The organism is Marivivens marinus (genome assembly GCF_035969385.1).
Taxonomy (GTDB): Bacteria; Pseudomonadota; Alphaproteobacteria; order Rhodobacterales; family Rhodobacteraceae; genus SELP01.
The window spans coordinates 274,746-289,330 of record NZ_JAYKKJ010000001.1 but is presented as its reverse complement, the minus strand read 5'-3'; the positions used below and the strand labels follow the sequence as shown (position 1 = coordinate 289,330).

Here is a 14,585-nt window from a genome sequence, read left to right as displayed (position 1 = left end):
CCCTCGCCCTAGCATGGGCAAGGCGCAGCGTCACCGGGAAAGAGATGCCTACCCCAGACGTGCGGGCAGGGTCATGCCGCGCAAAACCTCTTCGGCGGGCATGGCGCGTTTGCCCTCGCGCTGCACGCGGGTGATCTCGACCGCACCCGCGCCACAGGCCACGGTGAACCCGCCCAGAACCGCCCCCGGCGCGCCCTGTCCCGGCACCACGCGGGCGCCGTGGAATTTGACCCGTTCGCCGTTGATCAGGGTCCAGGCGCCGGGGAAGGGCGACAGCCCCCGGATGAGACGGCTGACCTCCTCCGCCGGTCGGGTCCAGTCGATCGCTGCCTCGGCCTTGTCGATTTTCGCGGCATAGGTGACGCCTGCCTCCGGCTGCGGCTCTGGCGTCAGATCTGGCAGGCGCTCCAGCGCCTCGACAATCGCCGTGGCCCCAAGCGCCGACAGGCGGTCATGCAATTCGCCGGTGGTTTCCTCGGGCCCGATGGGGGTCGCCTTGCGCAGCAGGACCGGGCCGGTGTCCAGCCCTGCCTCCATCTGCATGATGCAAACCCCGGTTTCCGCATCGCCCGCCATGATCGCCCGGTGGATCGGCGCCGCCCCCCGCCAACGCGGCAGGAGCGAGGCGTGAATGTTCAGGCACCCCCGCGCGGGCGCGTTCAACACGGCCTGCGGCAGGATCAGCCCATAAGCCACAACAACGGCCAAGTCGGCCCGCAAGGCGGCAAAGGCCTGCACCTCCGCCGGGTCCTTGAAATTCAGCGGATGGCGGACAGGAAGGCCCAGCGCCTCGGCCCGGGCCTGAACCGGCGACGGGCGGTCCTTCTTGCCACGGCCCGCCGGGCGGGGCGGCTGGGAATAGACACAGACCACATCGTGCCCGGCATCGACCAATGCCTCCAGCACCGGGACCGAAAACTCTGGCGTTCCCATGAAGACGACGCGCATCACTCTAGCCCTTCAGCTTCTTTGCCTTGCGCAACAGCATGTCGCGCTTGGTCTTGGACAGGTGGTCGAAATACATCTGTCCGTTCAGGTGGTCGATCTGGTGTTGAACGGAGGTCGCCCAAAGCCCGACGAAATCGCGGTCTTCCTGTTCCCCTGCCTCGTTCAGAAACCGAACCGTCACCGCGCGGGGGCGGCTGATCTTGGCGGACACGCCCGGCAGATTGGGCGAGGCCTCCTCGTGGTCACGAAACTCGATTGACGCGTGAAGCACCTCGGGGTTGGCCATGCGCACCGCACGGCCCCGTTCGTTCGACGCATCGACCACGGCAAGGCGCAACGGAATGCCCAGCTGCACGGCGGCAAGGCCCACGCCCGGCATCTCCTCCATCGCCGTGATCATCTCGTCCCAGATGGCGCGAATGTCGTCGGTGATCTCGCCCACCGGGTCGGCAGGGGTGCGCAGCCCCTTGTGCGGCCACATCAGGAACGGGCGATGGGGCATTGAGGCTCCTCCGGACGGGTTGGACGAAACGCGGGTCAGCCGCGCGCCTGTTCCCGCTTCAGTTTCTGCATCTTGCGGGTGATCATCTGCCGTTTGAGCGGTTTCAGATAGTCGATGAACAGCTTGCCGTTCAGATGGTCGATCTCGTGTTGGACGCAAGTGGCCCACAGCCCGCTGAACCGCTCGGCATAGGTATTTCCGTCCAGACCAAGCCAGGTCACGTCGACTTCGGCGGGGCGGGTCACGTCGGCGTATTGTTCGGGGATCGACAGGCAGCCTTCTTCGTAGACATTGGTCTCCTCTGAGACCCAGGTGATTTCCGGGTTGATCAGGACCATCGGCTGCGGCGCCGCACCCTCTTCCTTGACGCAATCCATGGTCAGCATCCGCGACATAACACCCACCTGCGGCGCGGCAAGGCCGACGCCCGGCGCGTCATACATGGTTTCCAGCATATCATCGGCCAGCCGGCGAATATCGTCGGACAGCTCGGTCACCGGATCGCACACCTTTTTCAGGCGCGGATCGGGATGGATCAGGATCGGTCTCAGGCTCATGACAGGCCATGTAAGCGATGCAATGCCGCTGCGCAACATGGGCTTGCGCCTGACAGCGGCTGCGCTAGCGTGGCGCCAAGCAAGGAGACCTGTGATGAGTTTTGATGACCCCATAGACCGCCGCGGCAGCCAAAGCACCAAGTGGGACAAGATGGACGCCCTTTTCGGTGTCTCCCCCGATGATGGGTTGGCGATGTGGACCGCCGATTCCGACTATCCCACCGCCGATTGCGTGCGCGACGCGATACGCGCCGCCGCCGATCATGGGGTCTTTGGCTATTCCTGGGAATATCCCGCGTACCGAAATGCGATCCAATGGTGGATGAAGAACCGGCACAACTGGGACATCGACACCAACTGGATCGTGACATCGCAAGGGCTAGGCAATGCGATTGCCCTGTCCTTGCAGACCTATTCCAATCCCGGCGACGCCGCTGTGGTCTTCTCGCCTGTGTATCACGAATTCGCGCATAAGATTCGCAAGAACGACCGGGTGATGACGGAATGCCCGCTGCGTCGGGATGGCGACCGCTATGAACTGGACCTCGACGATGCGCAGTCCCGCCTGACCGGCAAGGAGAAAATCCTGATCTGGTGTTCGCCACAAAACCCCACAGGAAGGCTCTGGACTGCGGACGAGTTGCGCGCAGTTGCCGATTTCGCGGCCCGGAATGACCTGCTGATCCTGTCGGACGAAATCCACCACGACCTTGTCTATCCCGGCGAGACCTTTGTGCCGATGCATGTGGCCGCGCCCGACCATCAGGACCGGATGGTGATCCTGACCGCCGCATCCAAGACCTTCAACATCGCGGGACAGCGGACCGGCAACCTGATCATCCCGGACAACGGGCTGCGCGCAGCGCTGGTCAATCGTCTGTCACAACTGGACTATGGCCCCGGTGTCATTGCCATGAAGATGATCGAGGCCGCCTATTCCCCGGAAGGCGCCAAATGGGTCGACGAACAGATGGCCTATCTTGATCAGAACCGAAAGATCTTTGACGCGGGCGTGAATGCCATTCCCGGTGTGCGGTCGCTGCCGCTGCAATCCACCTACCTGGCCTGGGTCGATTTCGCCGACACCGGCATGACCTACGAGGAAGTGGACAAACGGGTGCGCGAAACGGCGAAGATCGCGGCCAGCCCCGGGCCGGGTTTCGGCGCGGGCGGGGAAACCTTCCTGCGGTTCAACCTCGCCACCCGGCGCGACATCGTGGAAGAGGCGGTCGCCCGCCTGCAATCCGCGTTTTCCGATTTGCAGTAGCGCCTAGCGTGCGGTGATCAAGGCGACCGGCGCGTCCTGTTCCCGCACGAAATCCGCGGCGGGGCGATCGGACACGGCCGTGTTCCACTTGAATTCGAACACCATTTCATCGCCCTGCTGTTCCGAGGCGACGACGAGGCAGGACGACAGGTGGCGCATGCCATCGTAGAGGTCGACATAGCCGCGCAGATGCGGCGCGTCTTCGGCATCCGTGCTGAACCCGCCATCCCAAAGCCGAAGCACGCGATAGACCTTGTCATCCACGTGCACGCACAGCCGGGACGACCGGCGTAGCGCCGCCTTGCGGGCGTCTTCCAGTCCCTTGCGGACCGCTTCGGGCAAGAAATCGGACATTGTCAGTCTCCTCCATCCGGGGTGGATCATGGCGCATATTGGATTGAAATCAAGTTAACCTTTTGTATCACAAAGGTTCTTCCACGCCTGACACAGCATATGGTGGGTCGCCGCCTTTGGACCACTACCAGCCCCGCCTGTGCATCTGCGCAGACTACCTGCGCCCGTAGCGGGGGTGATCCCGGCCCCGCAAAGGACTAGGTCTTTTGGGAACTGAAAGGAGATCACGATGGGCAAGCTTGTTGACGGCGTCTGGCAGGACACCTGGTATGACACTTCAAAGACCGGGGGGGCATTCGTCCGGACCACGACAACCTTCCGCAACTGGATCACCGCAGACGGGTCGGCGGGGCCAACGGGCTATGCCGGGTTCAAGGCGGAATCCGGGCGCTATCACCTCTATGTGTCCTACGCCTGCCCCTGGGCGCACCGCACGCTGATCTTCCGCGCCTTGAAGGGGCTGGAGGATCACATCGGCGTTTCCGTCGTGCACCCCGACATGCTGTCGGACGGCTGGACCTTCTCGACCGATTTTCCCGGCGCGACCGGCGACCTTTTGTTCGGGTCTGAATTCGCCCGCGACATCTACCTCCGGGCCGATCCCAAGATCTCCGGCCGTGTGACCGTGCCGATCCTCTGGGACAAGGTGACCAAGACCATCGTGTCCAACGAAAGCTCTGAAATCATCCGCATGTTCAATTCGGCCTTCGACGGGATCACCGGCAACACCGCCGACTTCTGGCCCGAAGACTTGCGCGAGGCGATCGAACCGATCAACGCCCGCATCTACGACACCGTCAACAACGGGGTCTACAAAAGCGGCTTTGCCACCACGCAAGAGGCCTATGACGCCGCGGTTGGCCCGCTGTTCGACAGCCTGGACTGGCTGGAAGACCGGCTGGCACAGAACCGCTATCTGATGGGGGATCAGTTGACCGAGGCTGACTGGCGGCTATTCACCACGTTGATCCGGTTCGACCCGGTCTATCACGGTCACTTCAAATGCAACCGGAAACGGATCGTCGATTACCCGAACCTCTGGGCCTACACCCGCGAACTGTATCAGATCCCCGGCGTGGCCGAGACCGTGCATTTCGATCACATCACCCGGCACTACCACTACAGCCACGACACGATCAATCCGCACCGGATCGTGCCGACAGGTCCGGTTCTGAACCTGTCAGAGCCGCACGGGCGCGGCTGATGCGACGGGGCGGCCATAGTGTTCGACGATGGCCGCCAGATCGTCGGGGTCTGTCTCGGCCTTGACCAGGGCGCGGGCGTTGGGTGAAAAGTTGAAGATCGATCCGTCCGAGAAGAACCGTGTATCGGTTACAAAGACGATATTTGTGTCCGGGCAACGAATCCGCGCGTAGTCTGCGACGCCCAGCGCACTGCCCTCCTCAAGAACGAGGTTGATCAGGATTACCTCCGGCCGCGCTTCGGCGATCCGGGCGACGGCGTCATCGGCTGTGCCCGCCACGTCAACCCGGTGCCCCATCCGTTCAAGATGTCGCGCCCAGATTGCGGCCAGCGCCGCATTGCTCTCTACAATCAAAATGTTCATCGCTTCAGCCCCGAAACCAGTCAACCAGCCAACACCGCAACCATCCCTCCTCCTGCATCTGCTCCATTTATTAACGAAGGGTTAACATTTTTGCACAGGGCAGAGTTCCCCACAGGATCATCCACAAGAAACGCGGCCATGCGCAAGGAACCGCCAGTGCGTCCCTCGACATAAGCAAGAAATGACCGAACCGGACTGGCGCGGGCCGCCGGGAACCTATCCCTTGTTTCACGGCATCAGGCTGATACCCTCCGCCAACATCAACAGACCGGAGCCAGAACATGCGCAGCGCCTTGACCCTTGTAGCGACCCTTCTCCTTGGAACCGGCGCCACCGCGCAAGGATGTGGCGGAAGTTTTTCCGGGTTTGTCGATGGACTGCGCCAGGAAGCCCGATCCATGGGCTATGACGCCGCGACCGTCGACGGCTTCTTTGCCAACGCCCGACAGGATCAGGACGTGATCAACGCTGACCGGCGGCAGGGGGTCTTCCAAAAGGACTTCATCAGCTTCAGCCGTTCGCTCATCTCGCAGAACCGGATCGACAACGCAGCGATCTACAGCCAGCGAAACGATGCAACCTTCCGTCGGATCGAGCGGGAGTTCGGAATTCCGCGTGGCGTCCTTCTGGCCTTCTGGGCGTTCGAAACCGATTTCGGGCAGGTGCAAGGCAATTTCAACACGCTCAACGCGCTGGTCACCCTGTCGCACGACTGTCGCCGCCCCGAATTGTTCCGGCCACAGGTCTTTGCCGCGCTGGAGCTGTATACACGCGGAGATTTCGACCCGAACCGGACGACCGGCGCATGGGCCGGTGAAATCGGCCAAGTGCAGATGCTGCCCGGCGACATTATTGAAAACGGCCGGGACGGCGATGGGGATGGCCATGTTGACCTCAAGGGATCGTCGGCCGATGCGCTGATGTCCGGGGCGCAGGTGCTGTCGTCCCTCGGCTGGCGCCCGAATGAACCGTGGCTGCAAGAGATCGTCGTGCCCGACTCGCTGGACTGGTCCCTGACGGGGCTGAACCATGAAATGTCCGTCCGGGACTGGGAACGCCTTGGCGTCCGGGCCCGCGCCGGTAACCTTGGCCCGGACCGGCTGCCCGCCTCGGTCCTGCTTCCGATGGGGCGGGATGGTCCAGCCTTCCTCGCCTATCCAAACTTCCACGTCTATTTCGAATGGAACCAGTCGATGGTCTATGTGACCACCGCCGCCTATTTCGGCACCCGGATCATGGGCGCGCCGGTCTATGACGCGGGCAATCCCTCTCCGCCCCTGTCGGGCGAAGAGGTGATAGCCCTGCAACGCAAGCTGGAGGCGCGGGGCCATGACGTTGGCGGCATTGACGGGATCATCGGCGAAAAGACCCGCGAGGCGGTCCAGACCGAACAGGAGCGGCTGGGATTGCCGGCCGATGCATGGCCAACGCGCGATCTGTTGAACCGATTGTAGCGGCAGGGGAGGGTTCAAACCTACCCCACGATCCGCGCAAGTAAGGTGGGTCTTGACCCACCCTACCTGTCTCAGGCGACCATCTGTTCGGCCTTCTTCAAGTCGACGCTGACCAATTGGCTGACGCCCTTTTCCTGCATCGTCACCCCGAACAGGCGGTCCATACGGGCCATTGTCACCGCGTGGTGTGTGATGATCAGGAAGCGTGTATCGGTCCGGCGGCACATCTCGTCCAGAAGGTCACAGAACCGGGTCACGTTGGCATCGTCCAGCGGCGCGTCCACTTCGTCCAGCACGCAGATCGGCGCGGGGTTGGCAAGGAACACCGCAAAGATCAGCGCCAGCGCCGTCAGGGTCTGTTCGCCCCCGGAGAGCAGTGACAGGGTGGCCAGCTTCTTGCCCGGCGGCTGACACATTATTTCCAGCCCCGCATCCAGAGGGTCGTCACTTTCGACCATGACCAGCTTGGCCTCGCCCCCGCCGAACAGGTGAGTGAACAACAGACCAAAGCTCTCGTTGACCTGCTCGAAGGCGGTCAGAAGCCGTTCGCGCCCCTCCTTGTTCAGGCTGGCGATGCCAGAGCGCAGCGCCTTGATCGCGTCCTCAAGGTCCTGCTTTTCGTTGGTCAGCGTATCGAATTCCTGCTGGACCTCCTTGGCGTCTTCCTCGGCCCGCAGGTTCACAGCACCCAGCGCATCGCGTTGCCGTTTCAGGGCGTTGACCTGCGCCTCGATCTGGTCGGAGGGCGGCATTTTCTCCGGGTCAGCGTCCAGGGTTTCCAAAAGCTTGTCCGGCGTGACCTCCTGCGCCTCCATGATCCGTTCGGCGGCATAGGCGACCGTTTCGCGGGCAGCATCGTTCCGGGCCTCGGCACGGGCGCGGGCCTCGCGCGCTTCAGAGGCGGCACGCTCGGTTTCCCGTTCGGTCATCTGTGCGTCGCGAAGGGCATTTTCCGCCTCGGCCAGCTTGTCTGCCGCCATCTTCCGGCGGGCCTCGGCCTCGTCGATCGCCTCCGACAATTCCTCGCGCTTGATCGCGATTTCCTCGGGCGCGGCAGTCGCCTCGGCCAGCTCTTCTTCGGATGCGGCCTTACGCTCGGCCAATTCCGCCGACCGTTTCGACGCAGTCTCCAACCGGTGCTTCCAACCCGAGATTTCCTTGGTGATCTCCTGGCTGCGCTTCAACCGGGCTTCACCTTCGCGGCGCACCTCATCATGGGCCGACCGCTTGGCCATCATGGTCATTCGGGCAGCTTCGACGGTGACCTTGATATCTTCGACCGCCGCGCGGGCATCGCCCAGATCCGGCAGGTCACGCGCGGATTTCTCGGCCTCGGCCATCGAGGCGCGGGCGCCCATCGCCTCTTCCTCGTGCCGCTTCACGGCAAGGCCAGAGCTTTCCAGCTTGCCCTCGGCAAGGTTCCGGTCGGCCTCGGCCCGGGACAGGGCGCGGTTTGCCTCGGCCACCTGCCGGTCAGCCTCTCGCCGGGCCGTGCGGGCGGCCTGATCGGCATCGGTCAGATCGGCCAGCCGCTGGGTCAGCGCCTCATGCGCCATGCGGGCACCGTCGGCCTTTGCGTTGGCCTCTTCAAGATCGCGCTTCAACTCGACCAGCCGGTTCAACTGCTGCAACCGCAAGGCCGCCGCTGATGGTGCATCCTCGGCCCCGGCGCGGAACCCGTCCCAGCGCCACAGGTCCCCTTCAATGCTGACCAGCCGCTGGCCCGGTTTCAGCGCGGCCTGCAAACGGGGACCGTCCGCCGCGTCAACCAGACCCACCTGCCCCATCCGGCGCACCAACACCTCTGGCACTGTGACGAAATTGGTCAGCGCCTGCACACCATCGGGCAGCGACTGGGGATCGGTATAGGCGGGCATAACGGCCCAGCCGGATTTGCCGTCGCCATCAATCGCGGGGGCCCGCAGGTCATCGGCCAGCGCGGCGCCCAGCGCCTTTTCATAGCCCCCCTGCACCCGCAGCATGTCCATCACCTGCCCGCCCTCGGCGGTGTCGCGTTCGACCAGCCGGGCAAGGGCCGCAACCTCGGCGCGCAGGGCATTGGCCTCGCCCTCGGCGGCGGACCGCAGGGCGCGGGCATCCACTTCGCGGGATTGGGTGTCGGCGCGGGCCGCTTCCGCCTCGATCAGCGCCTCCTCGGCCCCTTCGGCACGGGCGACAGCCTCGGCCTCGGCCTCGGCGGCGCGGGCGAAATCCTCTTCGGCACGGGCAAGGGCCGTTTCCGCATCCCGCATCGCAGCGGTGGCGCGGGCCGCGTCGGCCTCTGCCTTCTCAAGCGTCTTGCGGCTATCGTCCAGAAGCCGTTGGGCGGACTGGTGCCGGGCGGCAAGACGGGCCACATCCTCGGTCATCTGGCTCAGGTCGCTTTCGCGTTCCTGCAAGACACTTGCGGCCTCGCGGGCGGCCTCCTGCGCGGCTTCCAACCGGCCGGAATGCCCCTCGCCCGCTTTGGCAATCTCGCGGGCCTCCCACTCCAGCCGGTCGATGGTCTCGCCTGCGTCCTTGTTCAGCCCCGCCTCGCGCTCAATATCACGGGACAGCTGGTCGATCCGGTTGCGCAGGGTCTGGATCGTTTCGATCGCGCGAGCTTCCTGTTCCTTCAGGCTGTCGCGCTGGACCTGCAACCGTTGTAGCACGGCGGCGGCGATCGCCTCTTCCTCGCGCAGGGGGGGCAGCCCCTCTTCCCGCGCGGTGCGGGCCTTGGTGGCGGCGCGGGCCGCGGCCTCTGCCTGCGATGCGGTGACGGTCCGTTCCTGCAATTGGGCCACGGCGGCCATGCGCGCCTCTTCCGCCTCTTTCCAGCGACGGTAGAGCAGTAGCCCCTCGGACTTGCGCAGGTTCTCCCCGATCTCGCGGTAGCGGGCCGCCTGACGGGCCTGCCGCGCCAACTGCCCCAACTGGTTGGCCAGTTGTTCCAGAACATCATCGACGCGGGCAAGGTTCTGTTCCGCGCCTTTCAGCTTCAGCTCGGCTTCGTGCCGCCGCTGATACAGGCCGGAAATCCCTGCCGCCTCTTCCAGAATGCGGCGCCGGTTCTTCGGCTTTGCGTTGATCAGTTCCGAAATCTGCCCCTGCCGGACCAGCGCGGGCGAATGCGCCCCGGTCGAGGCATCGGCGAACAACATCTGCACGTCCCGCGCCCGCACATCCTTGGACCCGACCTTATAGGCCGACCCGACATCTCGGGTGATCCGGCGGGTGATCTCAAGAATGTCGCTGTCGTTGAAGGTCGCCGGGGCCAGACGTTCGCCGTTGTCGATCACAAGGCTGACCTCGGCATGGTTGCGGGCCGGACGGCTGGTCGTCCCCGCAAAGATCACGTCTTCCATGCCGCCGCCCCGCATCGCGGTCGGCCGGTTTTCGCCCATGACCCAGCGCAGCGCCTCAAGAAGGTTTGACTTGCCACAGCCATTCGGCCCGACGACGCCGGTCAGCCCGTCCGCGATCACCAGATCGGTCGGGTCAACGAAGCTTTTGAAGCCATTCAGACGCAGCTTGGAAAAGCGCAAAGGGACTGCCCCGTTCTTGATTCTTGGTTTGAGGAAGTCTGGCGGGGGCAGCGTGCCAGAGTCAACGGATACCCCCAGCATCTGGGAAAACCACCGGGGTTATCCACAAGATATTGCGGAAATCTGCCGATCGGCGGGCCTACTCCGCCGGATGATCGTCGTAATCGTCCCGCAGGATCCGCGCCGCGTCCCCTTCGGGGTCATCGTATTGCTGGCTCTTCATCGTCCAGAAGAACGCCGCCAGCCCAATGGCGCCAAGACCAATCGAAATGGGGATGAGGAGGGACAGAACTTCCATGGCTAGCGGGTCCGCAATGCGTTCAGGGAAACGATGATCGACGACGACGACATGGCGATAGCAGCCGCCAGCGGCGTTGCAAAGCCAAGGAAGGCGACCGGAACCGCGATCATGTTGTAAACAGCCGCCACCCCGAAGTTTTCCAGAATGCGCCTCCGGGCAGAGCCGGCGATCCGCAGCCCGTCCGCGATTTTCGACAGGTCTGCGCCCATCAGGACAAGGTCCGCCGCGACCCGCGTCGCCTCAAGCGCGGAGGCAGGCGCGATGGACACATGGGCAAGCGCAAGTGCCGCCGTGTCGTTCAGCCCGTCGCCGACCATCAGCACGCGCTTGCCCGCCTCGGCCCGCTGGCGCAGCAGGTCCGCCTTGCCATCGGGCAGGACACCAGCATGCCAGTCGTCGATCCCAAGGTCGTCTGCCAAGGACCGGACCGGCGCCTCGGCATCCCCGGACAAAAGCGTCACGGGAAGCCCCCGCGCCTTTAGTGCCGCAATCAAACCGGCCGCGCCGGGCCGCAGGGCGTCTTCGAAACGGAAGTCATGCAAGGCACCGTCGGCCAGCCGCAACACGGTTCCGCTGCCTGCCCCTTCGGCCCCGACCCATTGCGCCCGACCCAGACGGACCTGCGCGCCATTCAACGTCCCTTCGACCCCAAAGCCTGGCACCTCTACTATGTCCGTGACCCGGACACGCGGCAGGTCGCGCCCGCGGGCGGCCTCGACAATGGCGCGCGACCTGGGGTGACCGGAGGCTTCAGCCAGCGCCACAGCGACGGACAGAGCGCTGTCGGGCAGATCGGCCATGTTGGTGCACACCGGGGTGCCGCGCGTCAGAGTGCCGGTCTTGTCGAATATCACCTCGTCCACCTCGGCCAGACGTTCCAGCGCCGAGGGGTGCTTGACCAGCAATCCGAGCCGGAACAACCGCCCCGATGCGACGGTGGACACGGCAGGCACGGCAAGGCCCAATGCACAGGGGCAGGTGATAATCAACAACGCCACGGCGATATTCAGCGCGTGCCGCACATCACCCCCGGTCACATACATCCAGACAATGAAGCCGATCAGGGCCAGCAGGTGAACCGCAGGCGCATAGATCCGCGCGGCCCGGTCGGCAAGCGTGTTGTAGCGCGACTTTGCCGCCTCGGCGTTCGAAATGAGTTCGGCGAGATTGTGCAGCAACGTATCGCCGCCAACCGCCGTGGCCCGCATGATCAGTGCACCGGTCAGGTTGACCTCTCCGGCCTTCAGATCGGCACCGGGACCAACGGCGACAGGGTCGGTTTCCCCGGTCAGGAAGGCCCGGTCCAGTTCGGAATTGCCTTCGGTGATGACCCCGTCGACGGGAACCCGTGCGCCCGGTTGGACCATCAGCAGATCATCAACCGCTACATCCCGGACCGAGACCGTTTCCGCCCCGTCATCGGACAGGCGCAGGGCGACAGGCACCTCCATCGCGGCCAGCTCCGCCGCTGCCGATCGCGCGGTAGACCGCATCTTCTGATCCAGATAGCGCCCGGCCAGAAGGAAGAATGTCAGCGACAGGGCCGCATCGAAATAGGCGTGTTCCCCGTGCGAGATCGTTTCATAAAGCGACATTGCCCCCGCCAACAGGATCGCCAGCGAAATCGGCACATCCATGTTCAGCCGGGCAACCTTCAGCGCCGACAGGGCAGAGCGGAAGAACGGCTGCGCGGAAAAGGCGATGGTCGGCAGGGCGATGGCGGCCGAAATCCAGTGGAACAGATCGCGGGTCGCATCCGACGCCCCCGACCAGACCGCCACCGACAGCAGCATGACGTTCATCATGGAAAACCCGGCCACGCCAAGCCGCATCGCCATATCGCGGGCCGCCCGGTCGCTTTCCCCGGCGCTGAGCGTCGCGGCATCCAGCGGCTGCGCCTCGTATCCCAGCGACGACACGGCCCGCACGATGTCGGCGGTTTCCACCCCGGCCGAGACGCGAACAGTGGCCCGCTTCCGGGTCAGGTTCACCCGCACATCTTCGACCCCGGCGCGCTGCATCAGCCCGCGTTCGACGGTCGAAATGCAGGCCGCGCAATGGATCGTCGGCAGCGACAATTGAATATCGCGAGCGCCAAGGCTGGCGTCGTCGGCAGCGCGGCGGGCGACGCCTTCGCCCGCGATGCAGCCCGGACAAACCGCGGCAGAGTGATATTCGGTCGCCGACATGTCCCTAGCTTTCCACGATCACCACGACCCGCTGCCGGAACAGCGTGCCATCCTCGGCAATGGCTTCGAACCGCAGGTTCCAGTTGCCCGGCGCGGTCGTGACCGGCGCGCGGTACATCTGACCGTCAAAGGCGAAATTCGGGGTCTGGTCATCGCGAACCGAGGTCGCCCGCCCGAAGGTGCCGCTAACCGACTGCACCTCGACCGGGGTGCCGTTGGCATCGGTGATGGTCAGGTGCAATTCTCCCTGTTGAACCCGTGCGTCGATGGTCCAGCCCAGCGCCTCTTGCGCGGCGCGTTGCACATCGAACTGCTGCGACGCGACGTAAGAGTTCTTGACCTCAAGCCCCGGAAAGGTGCGGGCAGCGCTGACTGCGAGGGCAATGTTGACGCCGATGATCACCACGAAGAAAGACGCGAAGATCACAAAGAATTTGCGGCCGGTGATGGGGCCAGAGAAGACTGCCATATCAGTTGCCTCGTCCATTGAAGACCGTGTTGGTGTAGGCCCGTTCGTTGCTGTTCAGGTCCGTGACCCAGAACGTGAATTCAGTGCGGTCCATCGTTGCTGCAGCGCTGTCGGGGCCTGCGTCCACATAGACCCGGATCTGGCGCATTTCGTCCGCCGGGACCATCACAAGGCTACCATCCGCGCCTTCGATGTCCAAGCTGAGCGGCGCGTCCGAGTTCAGGGCCATGCCAAACGGCCGCGCCTCTCCGTGCTTGTTGCGCAAGCGGATGTCATAGACGTTGCGCACGGTCCCATCGGATTGGACGATAAAGGTCGGGTTGCGGACGGGGGCCACGGTCATGTCGATATCGGGCCGGATGAACAGGGCGAACACAAGGCCCAGACCGACGGCAGACCATAGCGCAGTATAAAGGATCGTCCGGGGCCGAAGGATATGCTTGATCACTGGCGCGGGCGGCTTGCCTTCGCGTTCGCGGGCCTCGTCCTTCAACGCGATATAGTCGATCAGCCCACGCGGCTTGCCGATCTTTTCCATCATGTCGTCACAGGCATCAATGCACAGGCCGCAGGTGATACATTCCATCTGCTGGCCATTGCGAATGTCGATCCCCATTGGACAGACATTCACGCAGGCCATGCAGTCGATGCAGTCGCCCATGCCGTCGCGGTTCTTTCCCTTGCCGCGCGGCTCACCGCGCCATTCGCGATAGGCGATTGTGATCGTGTCCTCATCCATCATTGCAGCCTGAATCCGCGGCCAGGGGCAGGCATAGATACAGACCTGTTCCCGCGCGACCCCGCCAAAGAAGAAGGTCGTCGCCGTCAGGATGAACATGGTGGTATAGGCGATCGGGTGGGCGGTGCCGTTGAGAAGATTGACAAACAGCGTCGGCGCATCGGTGAAATAGAACACCCACGCCCCGCCCGTGGCGAGGCCGATCAGCGCCCAAAGGACCCATTTCGTCAGCCGCAGCCGGACCTTTCGCGCATCCCATTTGGCATTCCACAGGCGGACCCGCGCGTTGCGGTCGCCCTCGACCCAGCGTTCGACAAGAATGAACAGATCGGTCCAGACGGTCTGCGGGCAGGTATAGCCGCACCAGACCCGCCCCATGGCCGAGGTGAACAGGAACAGACCCAATCCCGCCATGATCAGCAGGCCCGCGATGAAATAGAACTCATGCGGCCAAATCTCGATCCAGAAGAAGAAGAACCGCCGCCCGGCCATATCGACCAGCACCGCCTGATCCGGCAATTCTGGGCCGCGGTCCCAGCGAATCCAAGGGGTCAGATAGTAGATCCCCAGCGTGACCAGCATGATCCACCATTTCAGGTTCCGGAACTTTCCGGAAACCCGGCGCGGAAAAACAGGTTCTCGCGCGGCGTAGAGCGGCGGCGGCGTTTCAGAAGAGGACATCAGGCAGGAATCCCAAATCAAATGAGTCTG

13 protein-coding genes are annotated in these 14,585 nt (G+C 64.0%); 3 read left to right on the top strand and 10 right to left on the bottom strand.

Features of this window, described 5'->3' with window-relative positions:
• Positions 1-48 precede the first annotated feature (48 nt).
• From fmt to def (U3648_RS01485), 3 genes are read right to left on the bottom strand one after another with little or no spacing between them, the layout of a single operon-like run.
• Positions 49-948: a methionyl-tRNA formyltransferase gene (gene fmt / locus U3648_RS01495; RefSeq protein ID WP_420857465.1), complete on the bottom strand. Its 900-nt coding sequence runs from the start codon at positions 946-948 to the stop codon at positions 49-51.
• A 4-nt stretch (positions 949-952) separates the two neighbouring features.
• The gene (def, locus tag U3648_RS01490) at positions 953-1,450 is read right to left on the bottom strand and encodes a peptide deformylase (RefSeq protein ID WP_420857464.1); all 498 of its coding nucleotides are present in this window, start codon (positions 1,448-1,450) and stop codon (positions 953-955) included.
• A 35-nt stretch (positions 1,451-1,485) separates the two neighbouring features.
• On the bottom strand, positions 1,486-2,007 hold the full coding sequence (def, locus tag U3648_RS01485) for a peptide deformylase (RefSeq protein WP_420857463.1): 522 nt from the start codon (positions 2,005-2,007) through the stop codon (positions 1,486-1,488).
• Between the two features lie 94 nt (positions 2,008-2,101).
• On the opposite strand from def (U3648_RS01485), the gene U3648_RS01480 reads away from it, so the two are divergent.
• A complete protein-coding gene (locus U3648_RS01480; protein ID WP_420857462.1) occupies positions 2,102-3,274 on the top strand; it encodes a MalY/PatB family protein in 1,173 nt (390 codons plus the stop codon).
• Between the two features lie 3 nt (positions 3,275-3,277).
• On the opposite strand, the gene U3648_RS01475 is transcribed toward U3648_RS01480, so the two are convergent.
• The gene (locus tag U3648_RS01475; protein WP_129678979.1) at positions 3,278-3,628 is read right to left on the bottom strand and encodes a hypothetical protein; all 351 of its coding nucleotides are present in this window, start codon (positions 3,626-3,628) and stop codon (positions 3,278-3,280) included.
• Positions 3,629-3,857: 229 nt separating this feature from the next.
• Between U3648_RS01475 and U3648_RS01470 the strand changes: the two genes are divergently transcribed.
• Positions 3,858-4,832: a glutathione S-transferase family protein gene (locus U3648_RS01470; protein ID WP_420857461.1), complete on the top strand. Its 975-nt coding sequence runs from the start codon at positions 3,858-3,860 to the stop codon at positions 4,830-4,832.
• Here U3648_RS01470 and U3648_RS01465 read toward each other — a convergent pair.
• Positions 4,809-5,195 carry a response regulator gene (locus U3648_RS01465; RefSeq protein ID WP_420857460.1) on the bottom strand — a complete coding sequence of 129 codons (387 nt, stop codon included), beginning with the start codon at positions 5,193-5,195 and terminating at the stop codon, positions 4,809-4,811. The genes U3648_RS01470 and U3648_RS01465 overlap by 24 nt on opposite strands.
• 281 nt (positions 5,196-5,476) lie before the next feature.
• Between U3648_RS01465 and U3648_RS01460 the strand changes: the two genes are divergently transcribed.
• Entirely contained in the window at positions 5,477-6,649 is a 1,173-nt protein-coding gene (locus U3648_RS01460; protein WP_420857459.1) for a lytic murein transglycosylase, read from the top strand.
• 71 nt (positions 6,650-6,720) lie between these two features.
• Here the strand turns inward: U3648_RS01460 and smc are convergent, their stop codons facing one another.
• From smc to ccoG, 5 genes are all read right to left on the bottom strand, one after another.
• Complete coding sequence (gene smc, locus U3648_RS01455) at positions 6,721-10,176, bottom strand: chromosome segregation protein SMC (RefSeq protein WP_420857458.1); 3,456 nt, start codon at positions 10,174-10,176, stop codon at positions 6,721-6,723.
• Between the two features lie 139 nt (positions 10,177-10,315).
• Complete coding sequence (gene ccoS, locus U3648_RS01450) at positions 10,316-10,474, bottom strand: cbb3-type cytochrome oxidase assembly protein CcoS (RefSeq protein ID WP_420857457.1); 159 nt, start codon at positions 10,472-10,474, stop codon at positions 10,316-10,318.
• A gap of 2 nt (positions 10,475-10,476) precedes the next feature.
• Positions 10,477-12,666 carry a heavy metal translocating P-type ATPase gene (locus U3648_RS01445; RefSeq protein WP_420857456.1) on the bottom strand — a complete coding sequence of 730 codons (2,190 nt, stop codon included), beginning with the start codon at positions 12,664-12,666 and terminating at the stop codon, positions 10,477-10,479.
• Between the two features lie 4 nt (positions 12,667-12,670).
• Positions 12,671-13,153: a FixH family protein gene (locus U3648_RS01440; protein ID WP_420857455.1), complete on the bottom strand. Its 483-nt coding sequence runs from the start codon at positions 13,151-13,153 to the stop codon at positions 12,671-12,673.
• The gene (gene ccoG, locus U3648_RS01435) at positions 13,137-14,555 is read right to left on the bottom strand and encodes a cytochrome c oxidase accessory protein CcoG (protein WP_420857454.1); all 1,419 of its coding nucleotides are present in this window, start codon (positions 14,553-14,555) and stop codon (positions 13,137-13,139) included. The genes U3648_RS01440 and ccoG overlap by 17 nt, the downstream gene beginning before the upstream one ends.
• Between the last annotated feature and the right edge of the window lie 30 nt (positions 14,556-14,585).

Excerpts from the sequence above, each read along its gene's own strand:
- fmt (WP_420857465.1), bottom strand. The coding sequence starts at position 948 with ATGCGCGTCGTCTTCATGGGAACGCCAGAGTTTTCGGTCCCGGTGCTG.
- def (WP_420857464.1), bottom strand. The coding sequence starts at position 1,450 with ATGCCCCATCGCCCGTTCCTGATGTGGCCGCACAAGGGGCTGCGCACC.
- def (WP_420857463.1), bottom strand. The coding sequence starts at position 2,007 with ATGAGCCTGAGACCGATCCTGATCCATCCCGATCCGCGCCTGAAAAAG.
- U3648_RS01480 (WP_420857462.1), top strand. The coding sequence starts at position 2,102 with ATGAGTTTTGATGACCCCATAGACCGCCGCGGCAGCCAAAGCACCAAG.
- U3648_RS01475 (WP_129678979.1), bottom strand. The coding sequence starts at position 3,628 with ATGTCCGATTTCTTGCCCGAAGCGGTCCGCAAGGGACTGGAAGACGCC.
- U3648_RS01470 (WP_420857461.1), top strand. The coding sequence starts at position 3,858 with ATGGGCAAGCTTGTTGACGGCGTCTGGCAGGACACCTGGTATGACACT.
- U3648_RS01465 (WP_420857460.1), bottom strand. The coding sequence starts at position 5,195 with ATGAACATTTTGATTGTAGAGAGCAATGCGGCGCTGGCCGCAATCTGG.
- U3648_RS01460 (WP_420857459.1), top strand. The coding sequence starts at position 5,477 with ATGCGCAGCGCCTTGACCCTTGTAGCGACCCTTCTCCTTGGAACCGGC.
- ccoS (WP_420857457.1), bottom strand. The coding sequence starts at position 10,474 with ATGGAAGTTCTGTCCCTCCTCATCCCCATTTCGATTGGTCTTGGCGCC.
- U3648_RS01445 (WP_420857456.1), bottom strand. The coding sequence starts at position 12,666 with ATGTCGGCGACCGAATATCACTCTGCCGCGGTTTGTCCGGGCTGCATC.
- U3648_RS01440 (WP_420857455.1), bottom strand. The coding sequence starts at position 13,153 with ATGGACGAGGCAACTGATATGGCAGTCTTCTCTGGCCCCATCACCGGC.
- ccoG (WP_420857454.1), bottom strand. The coding sequence starts at position 14,555 with ATGTCCTCTTCTGAAACGCCGCCGCCGCTCTACGCCGCGCGAGAACCT.